This is a genomic window from Wandonia haliotis (assembly GCF_039523435.1).
Taxonomy (GTDB): domain Bacteria; phylum Bacteroidota; class Bacteroidia; order Flavobacteriales_D; family Crocinitomicaceae; genus Wandonia; species Wandonia haliotis.
The window spans coordinates 623,858-645,626 of sequence record NZ_BAAAFH010000003.1 but is presented as its reverse complement, the minus strand read 5'-3'; the positions used below and the strand labels follow the sequence as shown (position 1 = coordinate 645,626).

General features: G+C 39.2%; 21 protein-coding genes. 7 read left to right on the top strand and 14 right to left on the bottom strand.

Features of this window, described 5'->3' with window-relative positions; translation table 11 throughout:
* Positions 1-52 precede the first annotated feature (52 nt).
* The 5 genes from yaaA to ABDZ97_RS03375 form a co-directional block, all read right to left on the bottom strand.
* Positions 53-817 (bottom strand): peroxide stress protein YaaA, encoded by a 765-nt coding sequence (gene yaaA / locus ABDZ97_RS03395; protein ID WP_343785120.1) that lies wholly within the window; start codon positions 815-817, stop codon positions 53-55.
* Positions 818-873: 56 nt separating this feature from the next.
* On the bottom strand, positions 874-1,830 hold the full coding sequence (locus tag ABDZ97_RS03390) for a cytochrome-c peroxidase (protein ID WP_343785118.1): 957 nt from the start codon (positions 1,828-1,830) through the stop codon (positions 874-876).
* A 115-nt stretch (positions 1,831-1,945) separates the two neighbouring features.
* Positions 1,946-2,707, bottom strand: coding sequence for an MbnP family protein (locus tag ABDZ97_RS03385; RefSeq protein ID WP_343785116.1), 762 nt, complete (start codon positions 2,705-2,707; stop codon positions 1,946-1,948).
* A gap of 64 nt (positions 2,708-2,771) precedes the next feature.
* Positions 2,772-3,707 carry a transporter family protein gene (locus ABDZ97_RS03380; RefSeq protein ID WP_343785113.1) on the bottom strand — a complete coding sequence of 312 codons (936 nt, stop codon included), beginning with the start codon at positions 3,705-3,707 and terminating at the stop codon, positions 2,772-2,774.
* Between the two features lie 61 nt (positions 3,708-3,768).
* Complete coding sequence (locus ABDZ97_RS03375) at positions 3,769-4,146, bottom strand: hypothetical protein (RefSeq protein ID WP_343785111.1); 378 nt, start codon at positions 4,144-4,146, stop codon at positions 3,769-3,771.
* Between the two features lie 139 nt (positions 4,147-4,285).
* Between ABDZ97_RS03375 and gpmI the strand changes: the two genes are divergently transcribed.
* The 6 genes from gpmI to ABDZ97_RS03345 all read left to right on the top strand — a co-directional run bounded on the left by gpmI (position 4,286) and on the right by ABDZ97_RS03345 (position 11,732).
* Positions 4,286-5,806: a 2,3-bisphosphoglycerate-independent phosphoglycerate mutase gene (gpmI, locus tag ABDZ97_RS03370; RefSeq protein WP_343785109.1), complete on the top strand. Its 1,521-nt coding sequence runs from the start codon at positions 4,286-4,288 to the stop codon at positions 5,804-5,806.
* 201 nt (positions 5,807-6,007) lie between these two features.
* A complete protein-coding gene (locus tag ABDZ97_RS03365) occupies positions 6,008-8,428 on the top strand; it encodes a tetratricopeptide repeat protein (RefSeq protein ID WP_343785107.1) in 2,421 nt (806 codons plus the stop codon).
* Positions 8,425-9,441 carry a sulfotransferase family protein gene (locus ABDZ97_RS03360; RefSeq protein WP_343785105.1) on the top strand — a complete coding sequence of 339 codons (1,017 nt, stop codon included), beginning with the start codon at positions 8,425-8,427 and terminating at the stop codon, positions 9,439-9,441. The genes ABDZ97_RS03365 and ABDZ97_RS03360 overlap by 4 nt, the downstream gene beginning before the upstream one ends.
* Positions 9,438-10,325, top strand: a complete 888-nt coding sequence (locus ABDZ97_RS03355; RefSeq protein ID WP_343785103.1) for a phosphotransferase family protein — start codon at positions 9,438-9,440, stop codon at positions 10,323-10,325. Before ABDZ97_RS03360 ends, ABDZ97_RS03355 begins: the two co-directional genes overlap by 4 nt.
* Before the next feature lie 10 nt (positions 10,326-10,335).
* Positions 10,336-11,109, top strand: coding sequence for an aspartyl/asparaginyl beta-hydroxylase domain-containing protein (locus ABDZ97_RS03350; RefSeq protein ID WP_343785101.1), 774 nt, complete (start codon positions 10,336-10,338; stop codon positions 11,107-11,109).
* Between the two features lie 20 nt (positions 11,110-11,129).
* A complete protein-coding gene (locus ABDZ97_RS03345) occupies positions 11,130-11,732 on the top strand; it encodes an aspartyl/asparaginyl beta-hydroxylase domain-containing protein (protein ID WP_343785099.1) in 603 nt (200 codons plus the stop codon).
* On the opposite strand, the gene ABDZ97_RS03340 is transcribed toward ABDZ97_RS03345, so the two are convergent.
* The 8 genes from ABDZ97_RS03340 to bcp form a co-directional block, all read right to left on the bottom strand.
* Entirely contained in the window at positions 11,715-12,335 is a 621-nt protein-coding gene (locus tag ABDZ97_RS03340; RefSeq protein WP_343785097.1) for a GNAT family N-acetyltransferase, read from the bottom strand. The genes ABDZ97_RS03345 and ABDZ97_RS03340 overlap by 18 nt on opposite strands.
* Positions 12,332-13,255 carry a glycosyltransferase gene (locus tag ABDZ97_RS03335; RefSeq protein WP_343785095.1) on the bottom strand — a complete coding sequence of 308 codons (924 nt, stop codon included), beginning with the start codon at positions 13,253-13,255 and terminating at the stop codon, positions 12,332-12,334. Before ABDZ97_RS03335 ends, ABDZ97_RS03340 begins: the two co-directional genes overlap by 4 nt.
* Positions 13,252-14,010 (bottom strand): SDR family NAD(P)-dependent oxidoreductase, encoded by a 759-nt coding sequence (locus tag ABDZ97_RS03330; RefSeq protein ID WP_343785093.1) that lies wholly within the window; start codon positions 14,008-14,010, stop codon positions 13,252-13,254. The genes ABDZ97_RS03335 and ABDZ97_RS03330 overlap by 4 nt, the downstream gene beginning before the upstream one ends.
* The gene (locus ABDZ97_RS03325; RefSeq protein WP_343785091.1) at positions 14,007-15,062 is read right to left on the bottom strand and encodes a 3-oxoacyl-ACP synthase III family protein; all 1,056 of its coding nucleotides are present in this window, start codon (positions 15,060-15,062) and stop codon (positions 14,007-14,009) included. Before ABDZ97_RS03325 ends, ABDZ97_RS03330 begins: the two co-directional genes overlap by 4 nt.
* Entirely contained in the window at positions 15,059-15,289 is a 231-nt protein-coding gene (locus ABDZ97_RS03320) for a hypothetical protein (protein WP_343785089.1), read from the bottom strand. Before ABDZ97_RS03320 ends, ABDZ97_RS03325 begins: the two co-directional genes overlap by 4 nt.
* A gap of 4 nt (positions 15,290-15,293) precedes the next feature.
* A complete protein-coding gene (locus tag ABDZ97_RS03315; protein ID WP_343785087.1) occupies positions 15,294-16,298 on the bottom strand; it encodes a 3-oxoacyl-ACP synthase III family protein in 1,005 nt (334 codons plus the stop codon).
* A gap of 133 nt (positions 16,299-16,431) precedes the next feature.
* A complete protein-coding gene (gene recA / locus ABDZ97_RS03310; RefSeq protein WP_343785085.1) occupies positions 16,432-17,481 on the bottom strand; it encodes a recombinase RecA in 1,050 nt (349 codons plus the stop codon).
* Positions 17,482-17,536: 55 nt separating this feature from the next.
* Entirely contained in the window at positions 17,537-17,995 is a 459-nt protein-coding gene (gene bcp / locus ABDZ97_RS03305; RefSeq protein WP_343785083.1) for a thioredoxin-dependent thiol peroxidase, read from the bottom strand.
* A 116-nt stretch (positions 17,996-18,111) separates the two neighbouring features.
* Here bcp and ABDZ97_RS03300 point away from each other — a divergent pair, with 116 nt between their 5' ends.
* Positions 18,112-20,925, top strand: coding sequence for a PD-(D/E)XK nuclease family protein (locus ABDZ97_RS03300; protein ID WP_343785081.1), 2,814 nt, complete (start codon positions 18,112-18,114; stop codon positions 20,923-20,925).
* Between the two features lie 227 nt (positions 20,926-21,152).
* On the opposite strand, the gene pth is transcribed toward ABDZ97_RS03300, so the two are convergent.
* Positions 21,153-21,716, bottom strand: a complete 564-nt coding sequence (gene pth / locus ABDZ97_RS03295; RefSeq protein WP_343785079.1) for an aminoacyl-tRNA hydrolase — start codon at positions 21,714-21,716, stop codon at positions 21,153-21,155.
* Positions 21,717-21,769: the final 53 nt, after the last annotated feature.

Genomic DNA, 21,769 nt, shown 5'->3' with positions numbered 1-21,769 from the left:
ACTTTCATATTTAACTCAAAAAAGTTATGACTATTTTTTGATTTTCACAAGATCAGCGGGTAAAAACCCATTCCTCGTCTGAGCTCAGAGATTCGTGAAAACGGTATCCGTCTACATCATAATCCTTCAACTCTTCGACATCAGAAATACCTTTCTCCACAATATACCTTGCCATTGCTCCACGGGCATGTTTGGCATACATCATTATTACTTTAAACGTGTCTCCTTTCAGATCTTTGAAAACCGGTGTAATAATTCTTCTGTCTACTACTTTAGTATCTATCGCTTTAAAGTACTCCCCTGAAGCCAGGTTTACAATCACTTCGTCTTTATCGGTCTCTTGTTTCAATTGCTCCGTCACTTTCTTTTTCCAGAATGCATACAGATTTTTGGTTTTGGGCGTAACTTCCCACTTTGTCCCCATTTCCAAACGATACGGATAGAGCAAATCCAACGGTTTTAATAAACCGTACAATCCGGATAGAATACGTATTTGATTCTGCCCCTGTATAATATCTTCTTTTTTCCAGGAGATCATGTCCAACCCCTTGTATACTTCTCCGGTAAAAACAAAACCACATTGTCGCGTATTGTCATCCGGGTTCTCCGGCTTTTTCCAGTTCTGGTATCTTTCGTAATTCAACGTCGAAAGCGCCTCACTAAGATGCATTAACTTCCCCAGTTTTGCAGCGCTCATTTTTTTTAGTTTCCCTGCCAGATAGTCTGCCTCTTCTATAAAAACAGGAACAGTAAAATCAGTTACAGGGATGTTCTGATCCAGATCAATTGATTTTGCGGGAGATATCAGAATTTTCATTTTTGCTAAATTTCAAAATGTCACTAAAAGTAATTGTTAGCGTGCAGATTTCAAAACTAATGCGGGTTTGAAAATCTGGGGTCCTGAATAAAGTTCTCATCCGACAGGCAAAGAAGAAATGCTTTTAGAAGTTGTTTTTCCTGATCATCCAACTGCACCCCTCCCATGTGAGCAAATTCTATCATCGGATCGATGGTCTCACTCTGAATGATCCCCGAACTATAGTGATCAATTACTTCGTCCAATGTTGCAAATCGTCCGTCGTGCATGTATGGAGCTGAGTATGCAATATTTCTAAGCGTAGGGACTTTGAACTTCCCGTTATCCGTACCGTTTCCTGTCACTTCCATTCGCCCCGGATCAGTAAAACTGGCGTCCAGACCATTATTGGAGTATTTCTGCACCTGCATTAATGGTCCGTTATGACAATGCAGACAGTCAGCACCATTCAAACTCAGGAAGAGATCATAACCGGCCCATTCTTCGATGGTCACTGAAGAATAGATCTGTTGTTCCTTCGCCGTCAACTGAAGCCCGTTCTGGTATTTATACATCACATCAAATTTGGACTCTGCAGATATCATTGTGCGGAGAAATTGTGCCAGAGCTTTGGTCACCTTTACCGAGTCAATTCCATATTCTCCGAAGGCCTTCGCGAACATTTCAGGATAACGATCGTCCGTTCGCAATTTTTCAACGGCATCACTCCATGACTGATTCATTTCAATCGGATTCGGAACCGGCTCCAATAATTGTGCTTCCAGTGTAGCTGCTCTGCCATCCCAAAAGAAGAATTGTTGCCACCCCAGATTAATCAAAGCCATCGAATTTCTTGTTCCAACAGCACCGGTAATTCCTGTACTAAACTGATTTGGATCTGAGAAGGCCGCTTCTGCATGGTGACAACTGGCGCATGACATTGAATTATCTCCACTAAGTTTCTTCTCATAGAACAAATACCTCCCCAGTTCTACTCCCTCCACTGTCATGGGATTATCTGAGGGAATCGGCATATTTGGAAAATGAGAGGGTATGCTCAGATTATATGGTGTGGGTTCAAAATCCGAAATCTTATCCTTTCTACAACTTGCTATCAAAAGTAAGCCTGCAAGAATAAACAAGCTTCTTTTACTCTCCGACTTGAATTGCATTGGAAAAATTTATCATTGCTTTATTTGTCAACTCTTCTGTCTCAGGCATGGAATGCGTCACAAACTCTGTTTTGAGATCAATTGTACCTCCCGGTCCTGTAAAAAACTGATCAACATGTACTTTTATCTTCATCCTGTACAGTTTTTCATTTATCTTTTCCCACTGTATATTATTCCATTCAAACTGTTTGAGATGCGCATCCATTCCCAAATGGAAAGAATAGTTAAACGGGAAATTTGCCGAACCGGGTATCGTATCATGACTCCCCTCTACTTTTACAAAAATATATCCCGGATTCCAGCTCCAGTGCATATCATTGATATTGGTAAGATAAAGCGGATCTGTTTCTTCGAAAGAAACCGGATCAAGGTGGTTCCACTCCTGGATCACTCCCAGATTTCCCTGTATATTTTCAAAATTCCCTGGATCACCCGGAGCTTTGAATAAAGTAAGTCCCTCCGATGCCCAATCCATTTTCGCGGAATTAACTAACCGCTTTTCTCCATTCATTAACCGGGTAACAACAAATTTTAATTCCCTGATTTTTATCGGGTACCCCTGAACTGTTTCTACTACCTGATCCAACGCCAAAGGTTCTCCTCCATAATAAGGTTCCACCACAGCTTCGAGCATGATCGGATCCTCTCCGGGTTCGGGAATTACTACCGGACTATCCTCCTTACAGGATGACACAGCTATACCTATTACTAAAAACAGAAATTTTATTGATTTTTTCATTTTTCTTCTTTTACACAGCAGAGCATATAACTTCTCTCCTTAAATATACGATTTTTTCGACGTTTTAGTTGGTCATTCCTTCGCTCTTCTCTCTCTTTTTGAATGCATAGACCAACCCAACCTGGGCCACATAATGTTGTCGTGCTTCCGGACCATTTGTCTTTTGCAACATAGTATTCCTTAGGAACATATTTACCTGAAACTGCTTATAACTCACTGATAGACCCCATTGCATAGAAAGAATAGACACACCTGAAAACTCGTCCAGTAACCCTCTCACCTCACTCTTTCTTCCCCACTCAAAAAACACACCTGCACGTGGCATAAATTTAACATCTCCTGCACTAATCAGACCAAATAAAGCCGCATCTGCAGTAGCCATATCGCCGAATTTATAATCCAGCGCATTCCTTGTATTGTGTCGATACATTCCTTGTAAACTTAACCCGATAAACCTATAACGCACCATATATGACAAGCCTCCCCAAAAGTCGAAGGAACCACTCCCCATTTGGTACACCGGGTCTATAAGGATGTTAGCGTTACTATCCAGCCAGTTTCCTGACGGGACATCCATTCCTCCAAACAAATCAAGACGATTATTCCATCCATTTGGCGACAATTTGGAAAGCGGTCGTGCTGAAACCTGTAATTGAATATCTCCCATTCCCCAATAGTCAAAACGTCTGTTACCATTGACTCCCTGATAAATATTACGGATCGGAATAGCTACTTCTCCGAAAATTCTATCGGTGAAACTATATCTTCCCCTAAGTTCGTAGGTATCGAAAATCTCTTTCACTTCACTACCAACGAGGTTCAAATGTCCTGAATGTTTGGTATGAACGATGGGGTAACCATTACGAAACAATGTTGTATAATTAAACCCGATACTGCTTTTTCTATCGTTTGGAATGATTTCATAAAATCCACTACAGATATCACAGGCAAGTATCGTTGTCTGCCACAGAATTGCGGCAAGAACAAAAATCTTTTGCATAATTCTTTTAAATAAACTAGTAAAACAACCGGAAAGTGATTCTAAAATCACATAAAGAAAATTATGCGTATACCGGAGGGTGGTCTACCGAACGGGTAACACCCTCAACAAGATTTGTATTGAGTCTAAAAAAATCAGGAATACCAACACCAGCATGGACTTGTTCCTCGTTTATTTCAATAAAAAAAGTAAGTGAGTATTTTTTAACTTCTTCCTGCTCTGTCTGCAATGGTGAATCATCAACAGGGTCTTTGTGCGTTATTTTCTTTACGGCACAGGAACCGTTACACTCCAATTCGGGTTTATCTTTATTCTCACAAAATTCCTCGGTAAAATTCTGATTATTGAAAACATATTGATTAATTACCCATGTCTCAGCAAAGAAACCTGACAGTAAAACGCCCAAAAACAACACCAATATGTATGCTTGCTTTCGCACCGTACAAAATTACTCGAAAATCAGATACAAATCGCATATTTCAAGTAAAACAAGGCTGTCAAAAGCAAAAAAGTCGTCTGTAATTGACGTTTACAAATAATTTGATGAACTTTGTAGACAGATAGATAAAACTGTTCCGATGCAAAAGAAAGTTGCCCTTGTTATACTTGATGGTTGGGGATTAGGAGACCACACAAAATCCGATGCTATTTTTAACGCTAACACACCTGTTTTTGATCGCATTATGCGTGATTATCCCAACGCAACACTTATTACAAGCGGGGAACAGGTTGGATTACCTGAAGGACAAATGGGGAATTCAGAGGTAGGTCACCTAAACATCGGAGCAGGAAGAGTGGTTTATCAGGAACTTACCCGCATTAACAAGGCTATTCGCGAAGGAGATTTTTTCACGAACCAAACACTTCTTCACGCTTTTGAAAAAGCCCGGAATGAAAATCGTTCCGTTCATTTTATCGGATTAGTTTCCAAAGGCGGAGTACACTCATCGCAAGAACATTTGTATGCGCTTTGTGATCTGGCACAAAAAGAAGGTGTTCCTGATACTTATATTCATGCCTTTACGGACGGGCGTGACTGTGACCCGAAAAGCGGCAAAGGATTTGTTCGTGAGCTGGAGGAGTATATCGCTGACAAACCTGTAAAAATTGCCAGTATTATCGGTCGGTATTATGCCATGGATCGGGACAACCGATGGGAACGGGTTGCAAAGGCCTATCACCTGATGGTGAATGGAGAAGGGACTTCTTACCCTTCAGCAAAAGCAGCTTTTGACGCATCGTATGAAGCAGGAATTACGGATGAGTTTATTGAACCTTCGTTAATTACGGACGAACAGGGTAAAGCTTTGGCGACCATTCAGGAAGGTGATATTGTCATCTGTTTCAATTTCCGGACTGATCGTCCCCGTGAAATTTCTATTGCCCTGACACAAAAAGATTTTCATGAGTACAATATGCACAAATTGAATCTGCATTATGTAACCATGACCAATTATGATAAGAGTTTTTCAAATGTCCACATTGTATTTGAAAATGATAATTTAAAGAATACATTGGGTGAAGTGCTCTCACACTCCGGATTATCTCAGGTACGTATCGCTGAGACGGAGAAATACCCGCATGTTACGTTCTTTTTTAGCGGAGGCAGGGAAAATACATTTTCAGGAGAAAAGCGCATTCTGGTGAACTCTCCGAAAGTTGCAACCTATGATCTTCAGCCGGAAATGAGTGCTCCGGAAGTTACCCAAAATATTGTCTCTGAAATCCGGGATCATCAACCGGACTTTATTTGTCTCAATTTCGCGAACCCGGATATGGTAGGTCATACAGGGGTTTACGATGCTATTATTAAAGCAGTGGAAACGGTGGATTCCTGTCTGGGAACAGTAATTGACACTGCGTTGGCTTACGATTACGATCTCATTGTTATTGCAGATCATGGAAATGCGGACTATGCTATCAATACTGACGGAAGTCCTAATACGGCGCACTCTTTAAATCCAGTACCTGTAATCTGGGTAGGCACTTCCAAAGGGACCCTACACGACGGAGTTTTAGCGGATGTGAGTCCAACTATTCTTCAATTAATGGGAATTGAGCAACCGGAAGAGATGACGGGAGAATCTCTGATAAAATAACTCTCTGCCGTTATTTATCTTGCTTCTTTTCTGATGAATATGGGGCTGAGGGAACGACTTTTCTGTCATTTTCTACAAAAATTACGTATCTTCTGTAAAGAAGAAAAAGGTCTCATTTCAATAGTGGGTTAAAATTTTCTTCTGTTCTTTTCTATTGACATTTTTTCGTAAATTCGAAGGCACTACTACTAATAGTATTCTATGCTACGAAACATTAAAAAGCCGAAGAATTATTTCATACTGTTGATCTGTATTGTTATTTCGCTTCTTTTTTATGGCAATTCTATCCAAAATGGTTATTCTCTTGATGACGAACTTGTAACCTCAACGGATACGAAGAAAAACGAGAAAATCGAACAGGGATTCAACGGATTTGCAAATATCTTTTCTTCCCGTTATGCAGAAGATGGAAAACAACAGTATGCTTATCGTCCGGTAACTGTTTATTCGTTTGCTATCGAATACGACTTGTTTGGTAATGTTGAGAATCGGGCAGCGATTAGTCATATCATCAGTATTCTACTCTACGCACTCAGCGGGTACTTACTCTTTGTTTTTTTACAGCTCTCAATTGGTCAGCAGGCATGGCGTTTCAATGCTTTAGTTGTTTTACTATTTTTGATTCACCCCATTCATTCGGAAGTTGTGAACAACATTAAATCAAGAGATGAGTTACTCGCTTTTCTTTTCGGAATCAGCCTTTTGATCCATTCAGTCAAATTTTATGATACCCGAAAGAAGCGCTACTTGTTTTTTTCACTCCTATTTATTTTTCTGGCAATTTTCAGTAAAGAAACCGGGACTATCTTTTTAGCTCTCGTTCCGGTCAGTCTTTATTTTTTCAGAGATATTAAACTCAAGCATGTACTGTTCTTTACACTTGCTCTCGCTGTTGCTTACATTTCCTACAAAAAAGGATCTAAACTCATCCTGAATCAGGAATCTATTCGCTATTTCAGCTGGTTCGAAAATCCATTGTATGAACTCGGGTTTGCTTCTCGTATTCCCATGTTTTTCTACTCTATCTGTCGGTATATTCTTCTTCTGATTCTTCCCTATCCATTGAAATACTATTATGGGTACAATGAAATCCCGCTAGTTGGTTATTCGGATCCTGCTTTCTATGCATCACTGCTTGTGATACTTGTGCTTCTTTACTTTACGTTTTCAGGTATTCGATCGAAGAAAAAAAGCAGTTATTTCCTCTTATTCTTTTTCTTAGGAATTGGCGGCGCAGGTAATTTACTTCTTCCTCTGCCCGGAATCATTGCCGAGCGATTTGCTTTTGTGGGTTCTGTCGGATTTTGTGCCCTATTGGTGTACCTTCTTTTCTATTTTTCTAAAACGTCTCTTATCAGCCAACTTCCGACAAAATTGTCGCGGACACTGGGAGTGGGATTATCCATTCTTTTTATCACATCACTGGTTTATTCCTTTCAAAGAAATAAAGACTGGGAATCTACTTTCACACTCTACCACAATGATATATCCAAACTGGATAAGTCGATGAAAGCAAACTCATTGTTGGCTACTGAATATGCAGGGATTGCCAATCAGATTAAAAGGTCCGGTAATATAGACCAGATCAATCGGTTGATTGAGAATGTAGACTCCGCCTTGTTGTATTATACGAAGGCTTTAGCAATCTATGATCAATATGCCAATACTTATAACAATATTGGTTTCTTACTCTACAATCAGAAAAGTGATATTACAGGAAGTATTCCTTACTGGCAAAAAGCACTACAACTTGAACCGGATTATCAAGAGGCCCGGTACAATATTGCCAACTCGTATGGAAAAATCAAGAAGAATATCGATCAGGTCATTCTGGCTCTTGCTATTTCCGACTCCATTGATCAAAACACATTACCCGTTTATAAAAAGCAATTCCAAAAGAACCATTCTACAGAACACATTTCAGAATCTCTTGTTGCCTGGGAAGTTTTAAATCATCTGGAGCAGATGGCTAATTCAATTTGGTCACAGCGTCCTGACCCCGGAATTATCACCTCTTATGGAAAGTATGCTAACGCATATATAACCTGGACTTCTCCTTATCTGGAATCCACCAATGCGCATGAAGTTATCCTATCTACCTGTTCAGCACCGGATAACCTCACATACGCTCGGTTAAGGGATTTATTTGACCAACTGCGCAGAGCTCTGTCTAACAAAATCTTGAATTCGATAGCTGATGAGACGGCCCCCCATTCAGCAGAAACACTTCTGATTGCAGGAAGTTCTGTATATAGAGATTCTTTTTACAACTCATTTGAAGAATTGTACCGCATTGATCCGCAATTTAGTCACATGTACAATGCCGTTGCCCAGTTTGCCTCTGCAAATGACGACCCTCAACCCCTTATTACCTGGGGAAGACGATTTGCGGAGAACTTTCCTGATCAGGCAGGAGGAGGATATCGGCAAGCAGGTGCAGCATTCCGCAGAATAGAACAGAAGGATAGCGCAACATTCTATTTCAATCTGGCTCTGAATGCCTACGAAAAAGAACTACAGTTACTTCGTTCAAAAGACCAGACTGCTAACCGGGAAAGGATTAATCAATTGGTGAATAGTATTTCGCTAACGCAAACATCACTTAAACAACTGGAAGAATGAGCCATCAACTCCCTTCTTCCGGAATAGCCAATATCCCCGTTCATTATCTGATAGCTATGCCGAGAACGGGGAGTACGTTATTGTCCATCATGCTTAACAAGCATCCGCAAATTCTGTCTACAATCGAAGAACCTTTTTATTTTAACCTGTACCCTAAATACAAAAAGATAAAAGACTGGAATACTGAAGTCATCAATCGCTTTTGCGCGGATTTCTTTCTATTTTCCAATCATAAACTGGAAATGCAATCCGTACATTTTGACACACTAAAAGGGCTACTAACGACTAACTCTGAGGGCTTAAATTTTGAAAAAGCTATCCGGCTTGCTTATATGGCTTTTTTCCCGGATAAAGATAAGTCAGCTATTTCCTGTATTCTGGATAAAGAACTACAATACTACCAGTTTATCCGAAAAGTAGCTCAACGCTACCCACAAACAAAATTTATTGTCCTGTTTCGTGAACCTGTCGACAATATATACAGATGGCAATTTATGCGCAAAAAGAGGAAACGCAAACATAAGCTCAGTCATCTGACAAAGCTCTGGTCATATAGAAAAAGAAACATATTACAGCAATTGTCACAGCTGCCCACATCACAGGTTTTATTAATTACCTATGAAAACCTCATCAACGACACTGAGAAAACAATTTCAACTATTTGTTCTTTTTTGAACATTCCCTATTCTCCTGAAATATTGAAAAACACATCTTCTTCAGACTATTACGCAACATCAGATTTTAAAGAAATCACTCATTTTCATGAAATGTCGTTCAAGAAACCTGATAAAAATAAAATAGGTGAAGGGTATCGAAAGTTCTCAGATAAAGAAATTCAATACATCCTCCAAAAAACAGAATCCTTATCTGAAGATACTTCAAAAAAAGGAGGTTACCCTTTCTTCTCAGAAGAGCTTATTGTAAAAACATGGTACATGTTACCATTTTCATTCCAACGCGGAATAAAAATTATAAAAGCCAGGGTTACTTCTCAAAAAACTGCTGAATCATGAACACCTTAATCGAACTCCCAGAGGAGACATACACACTCGGTGATCTGATTAAATCCGGAAGTACCGCCGAAATTTTTGAGTTTTCTACCAGCACTTTCTCAGGTGTCATCAAGCTCTTCTTTCCTTTTATTCCGGAAGAATGGGCACGAACAGAATACCAAAATACATTGATCGCGGGAAGTAAACTTTCTTTTTCGGTTCAAACCTATGGGATTGTCAAAGTGAAAAGCAGGATCGGCTTATTATTGAACCTGAGCAAAGGGATTTCTCTTTCCGAATATGTTTTAAAACATCCTTCCAAGTTGTTGAGCATACCCAAAAAAATGGCTGAAATACATACACAAATTCATGAAGTAAACACTGTAGATGAGCTCCCAGAACTGGAACATCGCTTTTTTTATTCATTAACCCGATTAGATTTTTTACCCGACGAAAAAAAAGAAAAACTACAGCAATATTTCCATACTCTACCAAAAGGGACTTCATTATGTCATGGAGATTTTCATTTTGGAAACCTATTACTTTCATCATCCAAAGCGCAATCGGTAACTCTTCTTGATTGGGGAGATACGCATAAAGGGAATGCTATGTATGATGTCTGCAGAACATATCTTTTACTCAAATCACCTTCTGAAAAGCCGGTATGGATATACCGCTTTTTTGCTACTTTTATAAAACGTCGTATTGCTGCAAATTATCTGAATGCTTATCAAAAGATTACCGGGTGTACCCCACAAGATCATGAAAAATGGGAAATCATTGTCGCTGTTATCCGGCTAAGTGAAATTGATGATATAAAAAAAAGAGAATGGTGGAAAAACATTGTATTACAATACATTACTGTCATACAGGTTGTGAACCAGCCTTCCCTCTCTTCATTTTAAAAGAGTTATTATGAAACCCTCGATATGGTATTCTGCATACGATAATAACGATTACAAGGGTCAGGAAAGTAGTTTTTACGATCCAAAGCAATTTAAGTGGGCAAAAGAAATTCTTGCTCACAAAGAAGTTATTGAAAAAGAACTCTCTGAGTACTTACAAACAAAAGAGAAATTTGACCCCTATTTTAATCAGTCTCTTACTTCCGAAAAAAACAAATGGAAAACAATCGGTCTTAAGTTCTGGTCAATTAACAATTTTAGTAATCAGAAAAAATTTCCAAAGACGACAGAAATTATTAACGGGATTCCTGAATTGTACTCCGCTTCTTTCAATAAGTTGGAAGCCGGAGCCAGTATCCGTTCGCACTGTGGAGATACAAATGCCATATTTCGTTGCCATTTGGGAATATATATCCCTGCAGATTTACCGAAATGTGGTTTTAAGGTGGGGGATGAACAGCAAAGTTGGAAAAAAGGAGAGCTTCTTATTTTTTGTGACGCTAAACGACACGAAGCCTGGAATTTAAGTGAAAAGGATCGCTATATTTTTCTATTTGACATTATGAGAGATGAATTCGATCAGCAAAAGAAAAGAGTTGTATCCACTGTTCTCTCATTCCTTTTCCTTCAAAAAGTAGCATTGTTCTTTGTCTTCCTGTTTCGAATACAAGATCCACAAAAGATCGAAAGAATTCCCCGCAAGTGGATCAGGCCACTTATTTTTATACTCCGTCCGTTTGCACTGGTTGCTGCCTGGTACGCTAATAAAAGAAGAATTTATTAATAATTAATCTGATCTGAAAAATGCTATACACTATTGAACACAGTTGGTTACCCAATTTAAAATCCGGCTATTCAGTAATCCGTGAAGAACTTTTTCATTTTCTGCGGGAGTGTCCTGTATCATCGCTTCACAACAACTACAAAGCTTACACGAATAAAGATGGGTGGAGAACTATTCCATTAGTCTTTTTCACAATCGAAAATCCTGAATTCATAACTCACTTTCCTAAAACACATAAGATTATCCAGGCTATTCCAGAATTAATTAGTGCCGAATTTTCGATCCTCTTACCCGGAACGGAGATTCGTCCTCATATAGGCTATTCCAAACAGGTTATGAGAACACATCTTGGCCTAAAAGTTCCCGATGGAGATATTGGTTTCAAAACAGAATCCGAAAGTGTTTCCTGGGAAGAGGGCGATACCTTCTCTTTCAATGATGGAGAATTGCACGAAGCATGGAACAGAACAGAAGAAGATCGTTGGGTGCTTATGATTGATACCCCAGTTCCCGGTTCAGCCTATGGAGCAAAAGAAATAGCCCGTTACAAATTTGAGAACCTTACTGATGAAGTGCTGCTACGGATAGCACCTAAAGAAGAATGGTTAAGACGCTTGGAATGATAATTTTTCATTAATAACATCCAAATTCAGAGGGCCGGGTACTCCCCAAAACTTCGGTTTTTCCAAATCACCACTTAACTTCTCTGCAAGTTGTATCCATTTCTGTGATTTTCTGTTATAATCTTCTCGTGTCAGCACATAATACTGAAAGTCTCTATTCTCCTGCCCTGGCACAAGCACGTACCCCAAAGAACGATTGAAAACAATTGCTTTCTTGTTCTCTTTATGCACTTTTATGAATGATTTATTAAAAATATCGAGTTCCGTAAAAACAACATTTAAAAAACATAAACTGGCAAAAACGGGAATATATTCTCCCGCATTGTGTTTCCAAACAAAAATTCCTCCTTCTCCATAGCCTTCCTCCAGATTTATATTCTTACAATTCAAAACCCCTATCGGTTCATCATCAACCTGAATCATGAAATAATAGTTGAAAGGAGTATTAATGGATTGAAACCATTTTTTTTGCATTTCTTCCGAAATCCTCTTTTTATACTCCATTGTCTTTCGGATAGTCGGGTCATTTCTCCAGCGACGAATCAATTCAATATCATTGAACTCTACTCTTTTTAATCGTATACCATACTGTTCAATAATCATATCTCCTCCGCTATATGATAAGATGGTTTTCCATACTGCGATAAAAGAATCTTTGAGACATACTGAGCAATGATTCCGAGGCTGAATAAGATGATTCCTGTCGAAAAAAGAATACTGACAATCAATGAGGTATATCCCAGTACTTTTATCGAAAAGAACATCTTTTGGATAATGATATAAAAGCCGATAAAAAAGTTGGTCAACATTAAAATAAAGCCCAGTCTTGTTATTAATTTCAAGGGAAATGTTGACGAAATTAATATCAGGTTTGAAGTAAGTGCTACCAGTTTAAACGAATTGTAATTTGAGCGCGAACGTTTTGATAATTCGTGACGAACCTGCACCACCTCCACCTTATCTGTGTACCACAAACAAAGTTCATCAATAAAAATAAATGGACTGGAATGTTTAACGATCTCTTTCACCAAAGATGAAGACAATAACCTAAAGCTTGACCCCACACCACTTTTATTAACCCACCCAGCTAATTTTTTATAACAAAATGACTGGGATTTTCTCCATGCCGAGATCTTCTTTGACTGAGGAACACCATATACGACCTCCGAATTTCCAGACAAATATCTCTCCAAAAGAACAGGGATATCTTCCGGCAAAAATTCAAGATCGTCATCAATCGTTATAACCACATCTCCTTTCGCTTTCGACATTCCGCAAATCAGTGCATGATGTTGACCAAAATTACGGGACAAACGGATTCGTTTTACTGGAAATAAACTTTGCGCTCCGGTACCTTTTAAGACTTCCCAGGAGTTATCACTACTACCATCATCCACCGCTATAATTTCTGTCTGTAAATCAAGTTGCCGGGAAACATCCATAAGTCTTTCCAGTAATTCTCCTATACAGTTTTCTGAGTTAAAAACAGGTATTATAATCGATATAGATCGCACTTGTCTCATGTTTGTTGACTTGAACTTAGTGTTAATCCTCCATCCATAACAAGGTTCTGCCCGGTTATCCATCGCGAATCAGATGAAAGGAAGAATAGTATTGCATTAGCAACATCTTCAGGAGTTCCCAGTCCAAACGGGTACTGCTTTTCGTAAGTTTGCAGCTTATCAGGATCGGTAGCTTTCACCGTTTCTTCAAAAATTGCTGTTTTAACCAACGCTGGAGAAACAACATTTGACCGGATTTTCTTAGGCGCTAATTCTAAGGCAAGATTGCGGCTATAACTTTCTAGAGCCGCTTTAGAGGAAACATATACAGCACCTCCAAAATACGGGTGTTTTGTCGATATAGAGGACAAAAACACCAATGAACTTTCGTTTCTGATTCTTCCTTTACTTAGCAGCATTGCTGTTAATTCAATTGGTGCAAACGTATTCAGATTCCAGACTTTGTCCAGGTGTTTTCTTTTTATAAACTTAACGGGAAGCGGAAAAACCATTCCTGCCGAATGAACGATACCGTCCACTGTGTCTATACTTTCGGAAAGATGTTGTACCTGATTCTCATCTGTTATGTCACAGACATAATATTCTTGTTTTTCAGTCGAAATTTCTTCCAGTAGTTTTATCAATTCTATCAACAGGTTTTCTCTTCTTGCAACTGCAATGATAGTAGCTCCTTCTTCTACAGCTTTTATACATGTTGCCCTTCCAATACCACTTGAAGCACCTGTAATCAGTATTTTCTTATTTCTTAACCTCATTCATCAAATTCTATTACCGGAATTACCTTCAAATTGTCTGTCTGAACAATTGCACTTCCCCAAGAATACCCAACTCCAAAACCACTTAACAATAATTTTTTCTTTCCTGATAGCTCCTCATTTGTAAAACAATGTGCTATTGTCAACGGTATAGAGGCCGAACTTGTATTACCATATACATCAATTGAGTAGGGTACTTTTTCTTCCGGAAATTTCATCTTTTTGCGAACAGTTTCGTTCATCAATTTATTCGCCTGATGCATAATCAGGTAATCAACCTCATCCTGTTCCACCCCAGCAGTTTCCAATACTTTTGTTACATTAGGTTTTACCTCTCTCAACGCAAAATTGAAAACTTCTACACCATCCAGATGTAAGTCCCGATCTGCTCTTATAATACCATTCCCAAAATCTTTCTTTTCAAACGTAGTACTACAAACCGGATTTCGTGTCCCCCCTCCTGGAATGATTATAGAAGCATGTCCACTTCCATCCGTCTGCAAGTTAAATACTGACTCTACTTCTCCCTTCCGTAACAGAGTAGCTGTACCTGCATCACCAAACAACGGATAAACACTCTTATCTTCGTAGCTAAGCGAAGGAGAGGAAACATCACCACACAAAAGCAATCCTTTCTCTATATTTGAAGCTGTCATCAATGACGATATAACGCTTAATCCATAGATATAACCTGAACAGCCCAAATTAATATCAAATGCCAATACATTTTTTCCAAGTTGTAACCGCTGCTGAAGAAGGATTGCACTTGCCGGAAGAATATAATCCGGTGACTGCGTAACAAAGATAATCACTCCTATTTCCTCCGGTTTCGTTATTCCTGAATCAAAAAAAGCACGGGCAGCCCGCTCACATAAATCCGATGCACAAACATTGTTATCTGCAAATCTCCGTTCCTTTACACCTGTTCCGGACTGGAAAAACTTCAGTTCAGATTTAGTAAACAACGGATAGTCTTCCGTTTTGACAATTTTTCCCGGAACACAGGCCGAAATGGCTTCAATCTGTACACCGGAAGTCTTCACTACACTCATAACCTTTCAGTTACAAGATTAAACAATTCTTCTATCGTGTTCACCGATCGTAAATCTTCTCCATTCAACAAGACATCAAACTCACTATCAATCAAAGCGATTAGAATAAGGGCGTGCATTGAACTAAATTCAGGAATTTCCCTGTAATTCATCGAAGGGATTAATGTCCCTTCTTCTATATCTTCAAACTCTTTTTCAAGTAGCCTTGTAAATTCAACAACTGTCATAACCTTATAATTTAATAACGGTTCCTCCCCATGTATATCCGATACCATAACCCAGAAGCATAATTTTCATCCCTCTTTTTGCCTTTCCCTGAACAATAGCTTCTTTCAGAGCGATAGGGATGGAACTTGAAACAGTATTACCTACTTCTTCCAAATACACAAAAAACTTATCTTCAGGAATTTTACATTTCCTCCTTAATACATGTAGAATAAAACCACTTGCCTGATGAAAAATGAACAAATCTATATCCTCAAAATTCAGGTTGTTCTTTTCTAATGTTTCTGCAAGAAGCTTTGGTACTCTGCGTATTGCGAACGTCACTATTTCTGCTCCGTTCATATACATTCTCCCATTCAGCATATTTCCCGGTTCATCTTTGTATTGAGTAATCCACTTCTGATCAACCGGATTCCGGGTAGCACTTCTGTCTACAAACAAAGACTTTGCCCCTTTTCCATCAGTACCAAAAACAAAATCTCCAATTTTATCTACACCCTCTTTTGAAATGTAGGTTGCTGATGCACCATCACTAAATATCATCCTCAGGTACAAGTCCTCCGAATGTGTCGCGTGGGAAGAAGTCTCTGCCAGTAAAAAAAGAGCATTCTTAACCAAACCAGCTGTAATCATTGCTTTAATAAGACTGAGCCCATATATGTATCCGGAGCACCCCATTGGCACATCAATACTAAGACAATCTTCTCTTAAACCAAGTTGTTCATGTACAAAAACAGAAGTAGATGGGGCTTTAAAATCCGGAGATAGTGTACACATTACCAGTAAATCGATTTCCTCAACAACAAGCGACTCATTTTCCGAAAAGAGCTTTTTTGCTGCTTTACACGCTAAATCAGACCCAATTTCATCAGGATTTGTAAGATATCTTTTTCTAACTCCCGACTGCTTAAATATCTGTTCAGGCGTCACATCAGGGAACTGATCTGCCAATTCTTCATTCGTCACCACATTATCCGGCAAATAATATGTCAGCAGGAATCCTGAATTCATTAATAGCTTCGTAGTTATAAGTTAATCTTCTAGCTAAGTTAATCAAATTATAGAACAAACTGCTGTTTTGCAGAAAGCAAAAAGCCTGTGAAAAATTTCACAGGCTTTCTCATCTGTTAGGATGTTGTTCTCTCTATTCTTCACCGGTAGCTATCGGTTCATCATTCCCTACTACCTCTGAGCCATTTAATGCTGTTTTGATTTTTAATTCCAGTTCATCCATGAGTTCAGGGTTATCCGCGATCAATGTTTTTACCGCATCTCGTCCCTGCCCCAGACGTGTTTCTCCATAAGAGAACCAGGAACCTGCCTTTTTCAGGATATTTAATTCCACACCCAAATCTATGATTTCACCCACTTTTGAGATTCCTTCTCCGTACATGATGTCAAATTCAGCTTTCTTAAACGGTGGTGCAACCTTGTTCTTAACGACTTTTACTTTAACACGGTTCCCGATCACTTCTTCCCCGTCTTTAATCTGATTGGCACGACGGATATCTATACGAATCGAAGAGTAAAATTTAAGTGCATTCCCTCCGGTTGTTGTTTCCGGATTTCCAAACATCACTCCAATTTTATCACGCAACTGGTTGATGAAAATACAACAACAATTTGCTTTATTAATTGATCCGGTAAGTTTTCGTAGAGCTTTTGACATCAAACGTGCCTGAAGTCCCATCTGGGAATCTCCCATTTCACCTTCGATCTCAGCTTTTGGTGTAAGTGCAGCAACTGAATCCACCACCAAAAGATCAATAGCTCCGGAACGAATAAGGTTGTCAGCAATCTCCAGAGCCTGCTCTCCGTTATCCGGTTGAGAAATTAAAAGATTTGCTACATCAACGCCCAGTTTTTCAGCATAAAACTGATCAAAAGCGTGCTCTGCATCGACAATGGCAGCAATTCCTCCCTGCTTCTGCACTTCTGCAATCGCATGAATTGCCAGGGTAGTCTTACCGGATGATTCAGGCCCGTATATCTCAACTACACGTCCTTTAGGTAAACCTCCCACTCCCAAAGCAAGATCCAGTGTTACCGAACCAGTCGGAATAACATCCAGCTTTTCAATCGGAGCATCACCAAGCTTCATTACAGCTCCTTTTCCAAAGGTTTTCTCCATCTTATCCATTGTCAGCTGAAGTGCTTTCAATTTCTCTTTATTGATCTCTTTCGAATTTGCCATGTTTTCTATTTTTCTACAAATTTAGGTGCGTCAGTACGTAAAGTATTTACGCACTTTATAAAACATCAAGAATCTGCGCAGCGTGTTCTTTTGTTTTTACTTTTTCTATAATTGCTTTAATTATTCCTTTTTCGTCAATGATAAACGTTGTCCGGTGAATTCCCTCGTATTCTTTTCCCATAAATTTCTTAGGTCCCCAAACACCATACGCTTTGATCATTGTCAAATCCGTATCTGCCAAAAGGGGAAAAGGTAGTTCATACTTTTCGGCAAATTTTGCGTGCCGTTTTTCATCATCTGCACTCACTCCAATTACCTGTATGTTCTTTTTCATCAGGACAGTTTCGTGATCCCGCAGGTCACAGGCCTGCGCCGTGCAACCGGGAGTCATGTCCTTAGGATAAAAATAAATCGCCAGAATTTTACCTGAATAATCTACCAGCGTGTGAACTTTCCCATTCTGATCTGTTACCGAAAAATCCGGTGCTTTGTCTCCAACCTTTAATGTCGTCATGTCGCTATATTTTTTGTCGTTTTATTGACGATATTTTCGTCAAAAATAAAAATTATTTAGTTCTTGCCAAATAAATTTATGAGTTCTTTTGTTAATTTCGAAGAAATCTTCATAAAATGCCCCTGTTTGTAAGAAACATCGCTCAATTCATCCACGATCAATATCCTGACAAATCGCAGGTAACCGTTGTTCTGCCTTCTCAGCGCGCGGGTAAGTATATTCAGGAGGAGCTTTTTTCTATTGTACAGAAACCTTTCTTTTCTCCACGATTTATTACGATTAACACATGGATACAACAACTGGTTTCTGAAACAGTTCTCTCTCAGACCGAATTATTGTTTCAATTGTATGAGGTACATCTTTCCCTAGCTGATAAGAAAGAATCGTTTGACGAGTTTATACGCTGGGGAAAAACACTATTGAGTGATTGCGACGAAATTGACAGGTATTTAATCAATCCTACGGATCTCTTTAAAAATCTCCGGGATGTGAAGGATATTGAGAACTGGTCTTTTGATTCTACCAAGGAGCTTACAGAAAATCAAAAGCGATTTATGGAGTTCTGGGATAAGTTGGGAGCCTATTATCAAACCCTACAACTTCGGTTAACGAAATCCGGAAAAACATATAACGGGGCTGCCTATCGTAAAGTAGCTGAAAATATTGATTTGTGCTTCAGAGAAAATAAAGAGGCTCACTTTCTGTTTGTTGGGTTTAATGCACTCTCTCCTGCAGAGATTAGTATTATGAAACAATTGCAACAAACAGGACGTGGTCATATTTTGCTGGAAGCTGACCGTTTTTTTCTTGACGACCGTCAACATGAAGCCGGAACGTTTATCCGTGAATTAAAACAACAGGTTCCAGGTACTCAGATTTACACTTCAGACCTTCTTCTTAAAGAAGAAAAGAACATCGAAGTAATCGCCTGCGCACAACCAACCAGTCAGGTGAAAGCTGCTATGACGGTACTGGAGAGCTTTCCGGAAGAAAAAATAAAAAAAACACTCCTGCTTCTTGCCGATGAATCACTTATTGTTCCCGCCATTAAACACATTCCTCTAAAAGCAAAAGAAGCCAATATTACACTTGGACTTCCCTTAAAAAATACGTTGCTCCGAACGTGGGTAGATTTGTTATTTGAAGCGCAGGAAAACATCCATTATTTTAAAACAACAGCGGTATATCACAAAACGATTGTCCGATTTTTCCGACATCCGTTTGTACATAAGCTGGCTTCAGAAAAAGATGTCCGGGAAATTGAAGCGATACAATTGCGCATCATTAAAAAGAACAGGCTTTTCTCAAAACCGGATTTTCCAGAACTATCGGAAAAACTGAATGAGCTGATCCGACTTGTATTCGCATCCTGGGAGGACAACTGGGGAAGTGCTCTGCAACGCATGCATACAATCAACGCTTTAGTATTTCCCTGCTTCGATATACAACAGGATCTTTTGGAGCGCAGTGCCATCAACCAGTTTGACACGGTTGTACGTGAAATGGTTCCCGTTTTCCATTCCCAATCTCCCACCATCGGTCTGTTTACATTCAAACAACTCTTCAATCCAGGCTGGATGAATAAAGCGGTAGCCTATTACGGAAACCCCACAGAAGGGTTACAAATTATGGGGTTACTGGAAACGCGAATGCTGGATTTTGAAACGCTTATCGTTATTGGAATGAACGAAGGGAAAATGCCTCCCGGAAACCATATTCAAACGATTATACCAATGGATCTCAGGAGGTATTTCGGACTTCCGACTCCCACACAAAAGGATGCTTTATTTGCTCATCACTTTTACAGACTGCTTCCCTCCGCAAAAGACATTTATATTACTTATAATAATGCACCGGGAGAAGGAATAGCGACAAATGAACCCAGTCGCTATTTACGCCAACTGGAACTGGAACTTGCCCGTGAGAATAAGAATATCAACTGGTCGGAAAAGACTTTTCTTCTCGAAAAGGAAGAAAGCCATCCAGTCCAGATAGAACGAACCAAGGAGATAACGGATGCCATCCTGAACTTTTTCAGTTCGGGGGTTTCAGCTTCTGCACTAAAAAAATTCATTACCTGCCCCCTCGATTTTTATTATCGGTACATACTCGGGTTGTACGAGAATGAAGAGGTGGAAGAAGAGATGGAAAGCAGTACGTTCGGAGATATCGTACACCGGACACTGGAAGCCCTCTATACTCCCTTTGCTGAAAAGAAGATTCAGGTTACCACTTACGATATTGAAAAGATGTTGAAAGTGTATCCTGTTGAGTTACAAAAACAAGTGTCCGAAGTATTCAATGCAGAGAAAGAAACCTTCGAAAAGGGACGGAATCTACTTTCCTTCGAAATGGCTTCCTATCAGATTGACCGGTTTTTACGGACCGAAAAGAAAATGCTTGAAGAAAATCCGGACAAGGAGCTCTATATCGAATCACTCGAAAATAAAATCGAGGTCGAATTCGAAATAGAATGGGATAATAAAAAGTATCCTTTCAAACTATTGGGGCTTATCGATCGTATTGATAACTGGGGAAATAGAAGAAGAATTGTAGATTATAAAACCGGAAATTGTAAAGAAGAGGATGTGAAGTTCAATTTTTCATCTTACTCTTCTGTTCCGGACTATCCAAAACTAAAAAAGGAACTCACCAAGCATAAATTCACACTGCAGTTGGGGATTTACAATGTGTTGTATTATTATGCCGAAAACAGTATCCCTGATGCAACAGGAGTTATTTCTCTGACTGCTCTTTCCAAAGGGTTCCAGTCTTTACATTTTCCAAAACGCTCTGAAATAACTGAAGTCAACCCTGAGTTTATTGATTTCATGCAGCAGTTACTACTCAATATAGGGAAAGAAATGCTGCGTTTAGAAGTTTTTGAACATAGTCCGGAAGCTAAATACTGCGAATATTGTTACAAATAAAAAAAGGAGGTTTGAGAAACCTCCTTAATTTTTTAAACCAGTAATAGTAAGTTGAGTAGCAAATATATAATTGTTAATGTTGTGATTATTCTTTATTTATCCTTTGCTTCAACCTTGACACAAATTTAAGTCGCAATAAGAAACAAAAAAAGAGGGCTGCCCCCTCAATTTTCAATTTATCCCTTATTTACCCCTTCTAAACGGAAGTTCGGACCTATTTATAGAATCTACTTTCCATTCCAGTTTGTCATGGTCAACTGAATTCCAACTGTGCAGAAACCTTTGATAAATTCAGTCGCAGTTTTGATGCGTTCTTCAAGCTTTTCAGACTCTTCTTTGGACCATTCTCCCAACACATAATCCGATTGCTGACCGGGAAAAAAAGCATCTCCCACACCAAAGCGCAGTCGTGCATACAGATTCGTATTCAGGACAGCCTGAATATCTTTCAATCCGTTATGTCCCCCATCACTCCCTTTTCCTTTCATCCGCAATTTCCCGAACGGAAGAGCTATATCATCCGTAACGACCATTACCCGATCCAGAGGAATATTTTCCTGTTGCATCCAGTAATTTACTGCTTTCCCACTCAGATTCATATAAGTAGTTGGTTTAACAAGAATAATTTGCCGCCCTTTATACTTACAACGTGCTACTTCTGCATGTTTTTCTACATAGAAAGGTTCTCCTATCTCTTTGGCAAAGGCATCTAATACCTTAAACCCTATATTGTGTCGTGTGTTTTCGTATTTAGATCCTGGGTTTCCAAGACCTACAACCAAATATTTCATGATTTCTCTCTTGTTCTGACGAGACAAAGATACGTAAAGTATAACAGCTATCA

What these genes read in the sequence shown, in the direction of transcription:
- ABDZ97_RS03390 (WP_343785118.1), bottom strand. Translation starts at nt 1,830, where the DNA reads ATGCCGATTCCCTCAGATAATCCCATGACAGTGGAGGGAGTAGAACTG.
- ABDZ97_RS03365 (WP_343785107.1), top strand. Translation starts at nt 6,008, where the DNA reads ATGCTACGAAACATTAAAAAGCCGAAGAATTATTTCATACTGTTGATC.
- ABDZ97_RS03315 (WP_343785087.1), bottom strand. Translation starts at nt 16,298, where the DNA reads ATGAATTCAGGATTCCTGCTGACATATTATTTGCCGGATAATGTGGTG.
- recA (WP_343785085.1), bottom strand. Translation starts at nt 17,481, where the DNA reads ATGGCAAATTCGAAAGAGATCAATAAAGAGAAATTGAAAGCACTTCAG.
- ABDZ97_RS03380 (WP_343785113.1), bottom strand. Translation starts at nt 3,707, where the DNA reads ATGCAAAAGATTTTTGTTCTTGCCGCAATTCTGTGGCAGACAACGATA.
- pth (WP_343785079.1), bottom strand. Translation starts at nt 21,716, where the DNA reads ATGAAATATTTGGTTGTAGGTCTTGGAAACCCAGGATCTAAATACGAA.
- ABDZ97_RS03355 (WP_343785103.1), top strand. Translation starts at nt 9,438, where the DNA reads ATGAACACCTTAATCGAACTCCCAGAGGAGACATACACACTCGGTGAT.
- ABDZ97_RS03360 (WP_343785105.1), top strand. Translation starts at nt 8,425, where the DNA reads ATGAGCCATCAACTCCCTTCTTCCGGAATAGCCAATATCCCCGTTCAT.
- ABDZ97_RS03385 (WP_343785116.1), bottom strand. Translation starts at nt 2,707, where the DNA reads ATGAAAAAATCAATAAAATTTCTGTTTTTAGTAATAGGTATAGCTGTG.
- gpmI (WP_343785109.1), top strand. Translation starts at nt 4,286, where the DNA reads ATGCAAAAGAAAGTTGCCCTTGTTATACTTGATGGTTGGGGATTAGGA.
- yaaA (WP_343785120.1), bottom strand. Translation starts at nt 817, where the DNA reads ATGAAAATTCTGATATCTCCCGCAAAATCAATTGATCTGGATCAGAAC.
- ABDZ97_RS03300 (WP_343785081.1), top strand. Translation starts at nt 18,112, where the DNA reads ATGCCCCTGTTTGTAAGAAACATCGCTCAATTCATCCACGATCAATAT.
- ABDZ97_RS03320 (WP_343785089.1), bottom strand. Translation starts at nt 15,289, where the DNA reads ATGACAGTTGTTGAATTTACAAGGCTACTTGAAAAAGAGTTTGAAGAT.
- ABDZ97_RS03335 (WP_343785095.1), bottom strand. Translation starts at nt 13,255, where the DNA reads ATGAGACAAGTGCGATCTATATCGATTATAATACCTGTTTTTAACTCA.
- bcp (WP_343785083.1), bottom strand. Translation starts at nt 17,995, where the DNA reads ATGACGACATTAAAGGTTGGAGACAAAGCACCGGATTTTTCGGTAACA.
- ABDZ97_RS03350 (WP_343785101.1), top strand. Translation starts at nt 10,336, where the DNA reads ATGAAACCCTCGATATGGTATTCTGCATACGATAATAACGATTACAAG.
- ABDZ97_RS03340 (WP_343785097.1), bottom strand. Translation starts at nt 12,335, where the DNA reads ATGATTATTGAACAGTATGGTATACGATTAAAAAGAGTAGAGTTCAAT.
- ABDZ97_RS03345 (WP_343785099.1), top strand. Translation starts at nt 11,130, where the DNA reads ATGCTATACACTATTGAACACAGTTGGTTACCCAATTTAAAATCCGGC.
- ABDZ97_RS03325 (WP_343785091.1), bottom strand. Translation starts at nt 15,062, where the DNA reads ATGAGTGTAGTGAAGACTTCCGGTGTACAGATTGAAGCCATTTCGGCC.
- ABDZ97_RS03330 (WP_343785093.1), bottom strand. Translation starts at nt 14,010, where the DNA reads ATGAGGTTAAGAAATAAGAAAATACTGATTACAGGTGCTTCAAGTGGT.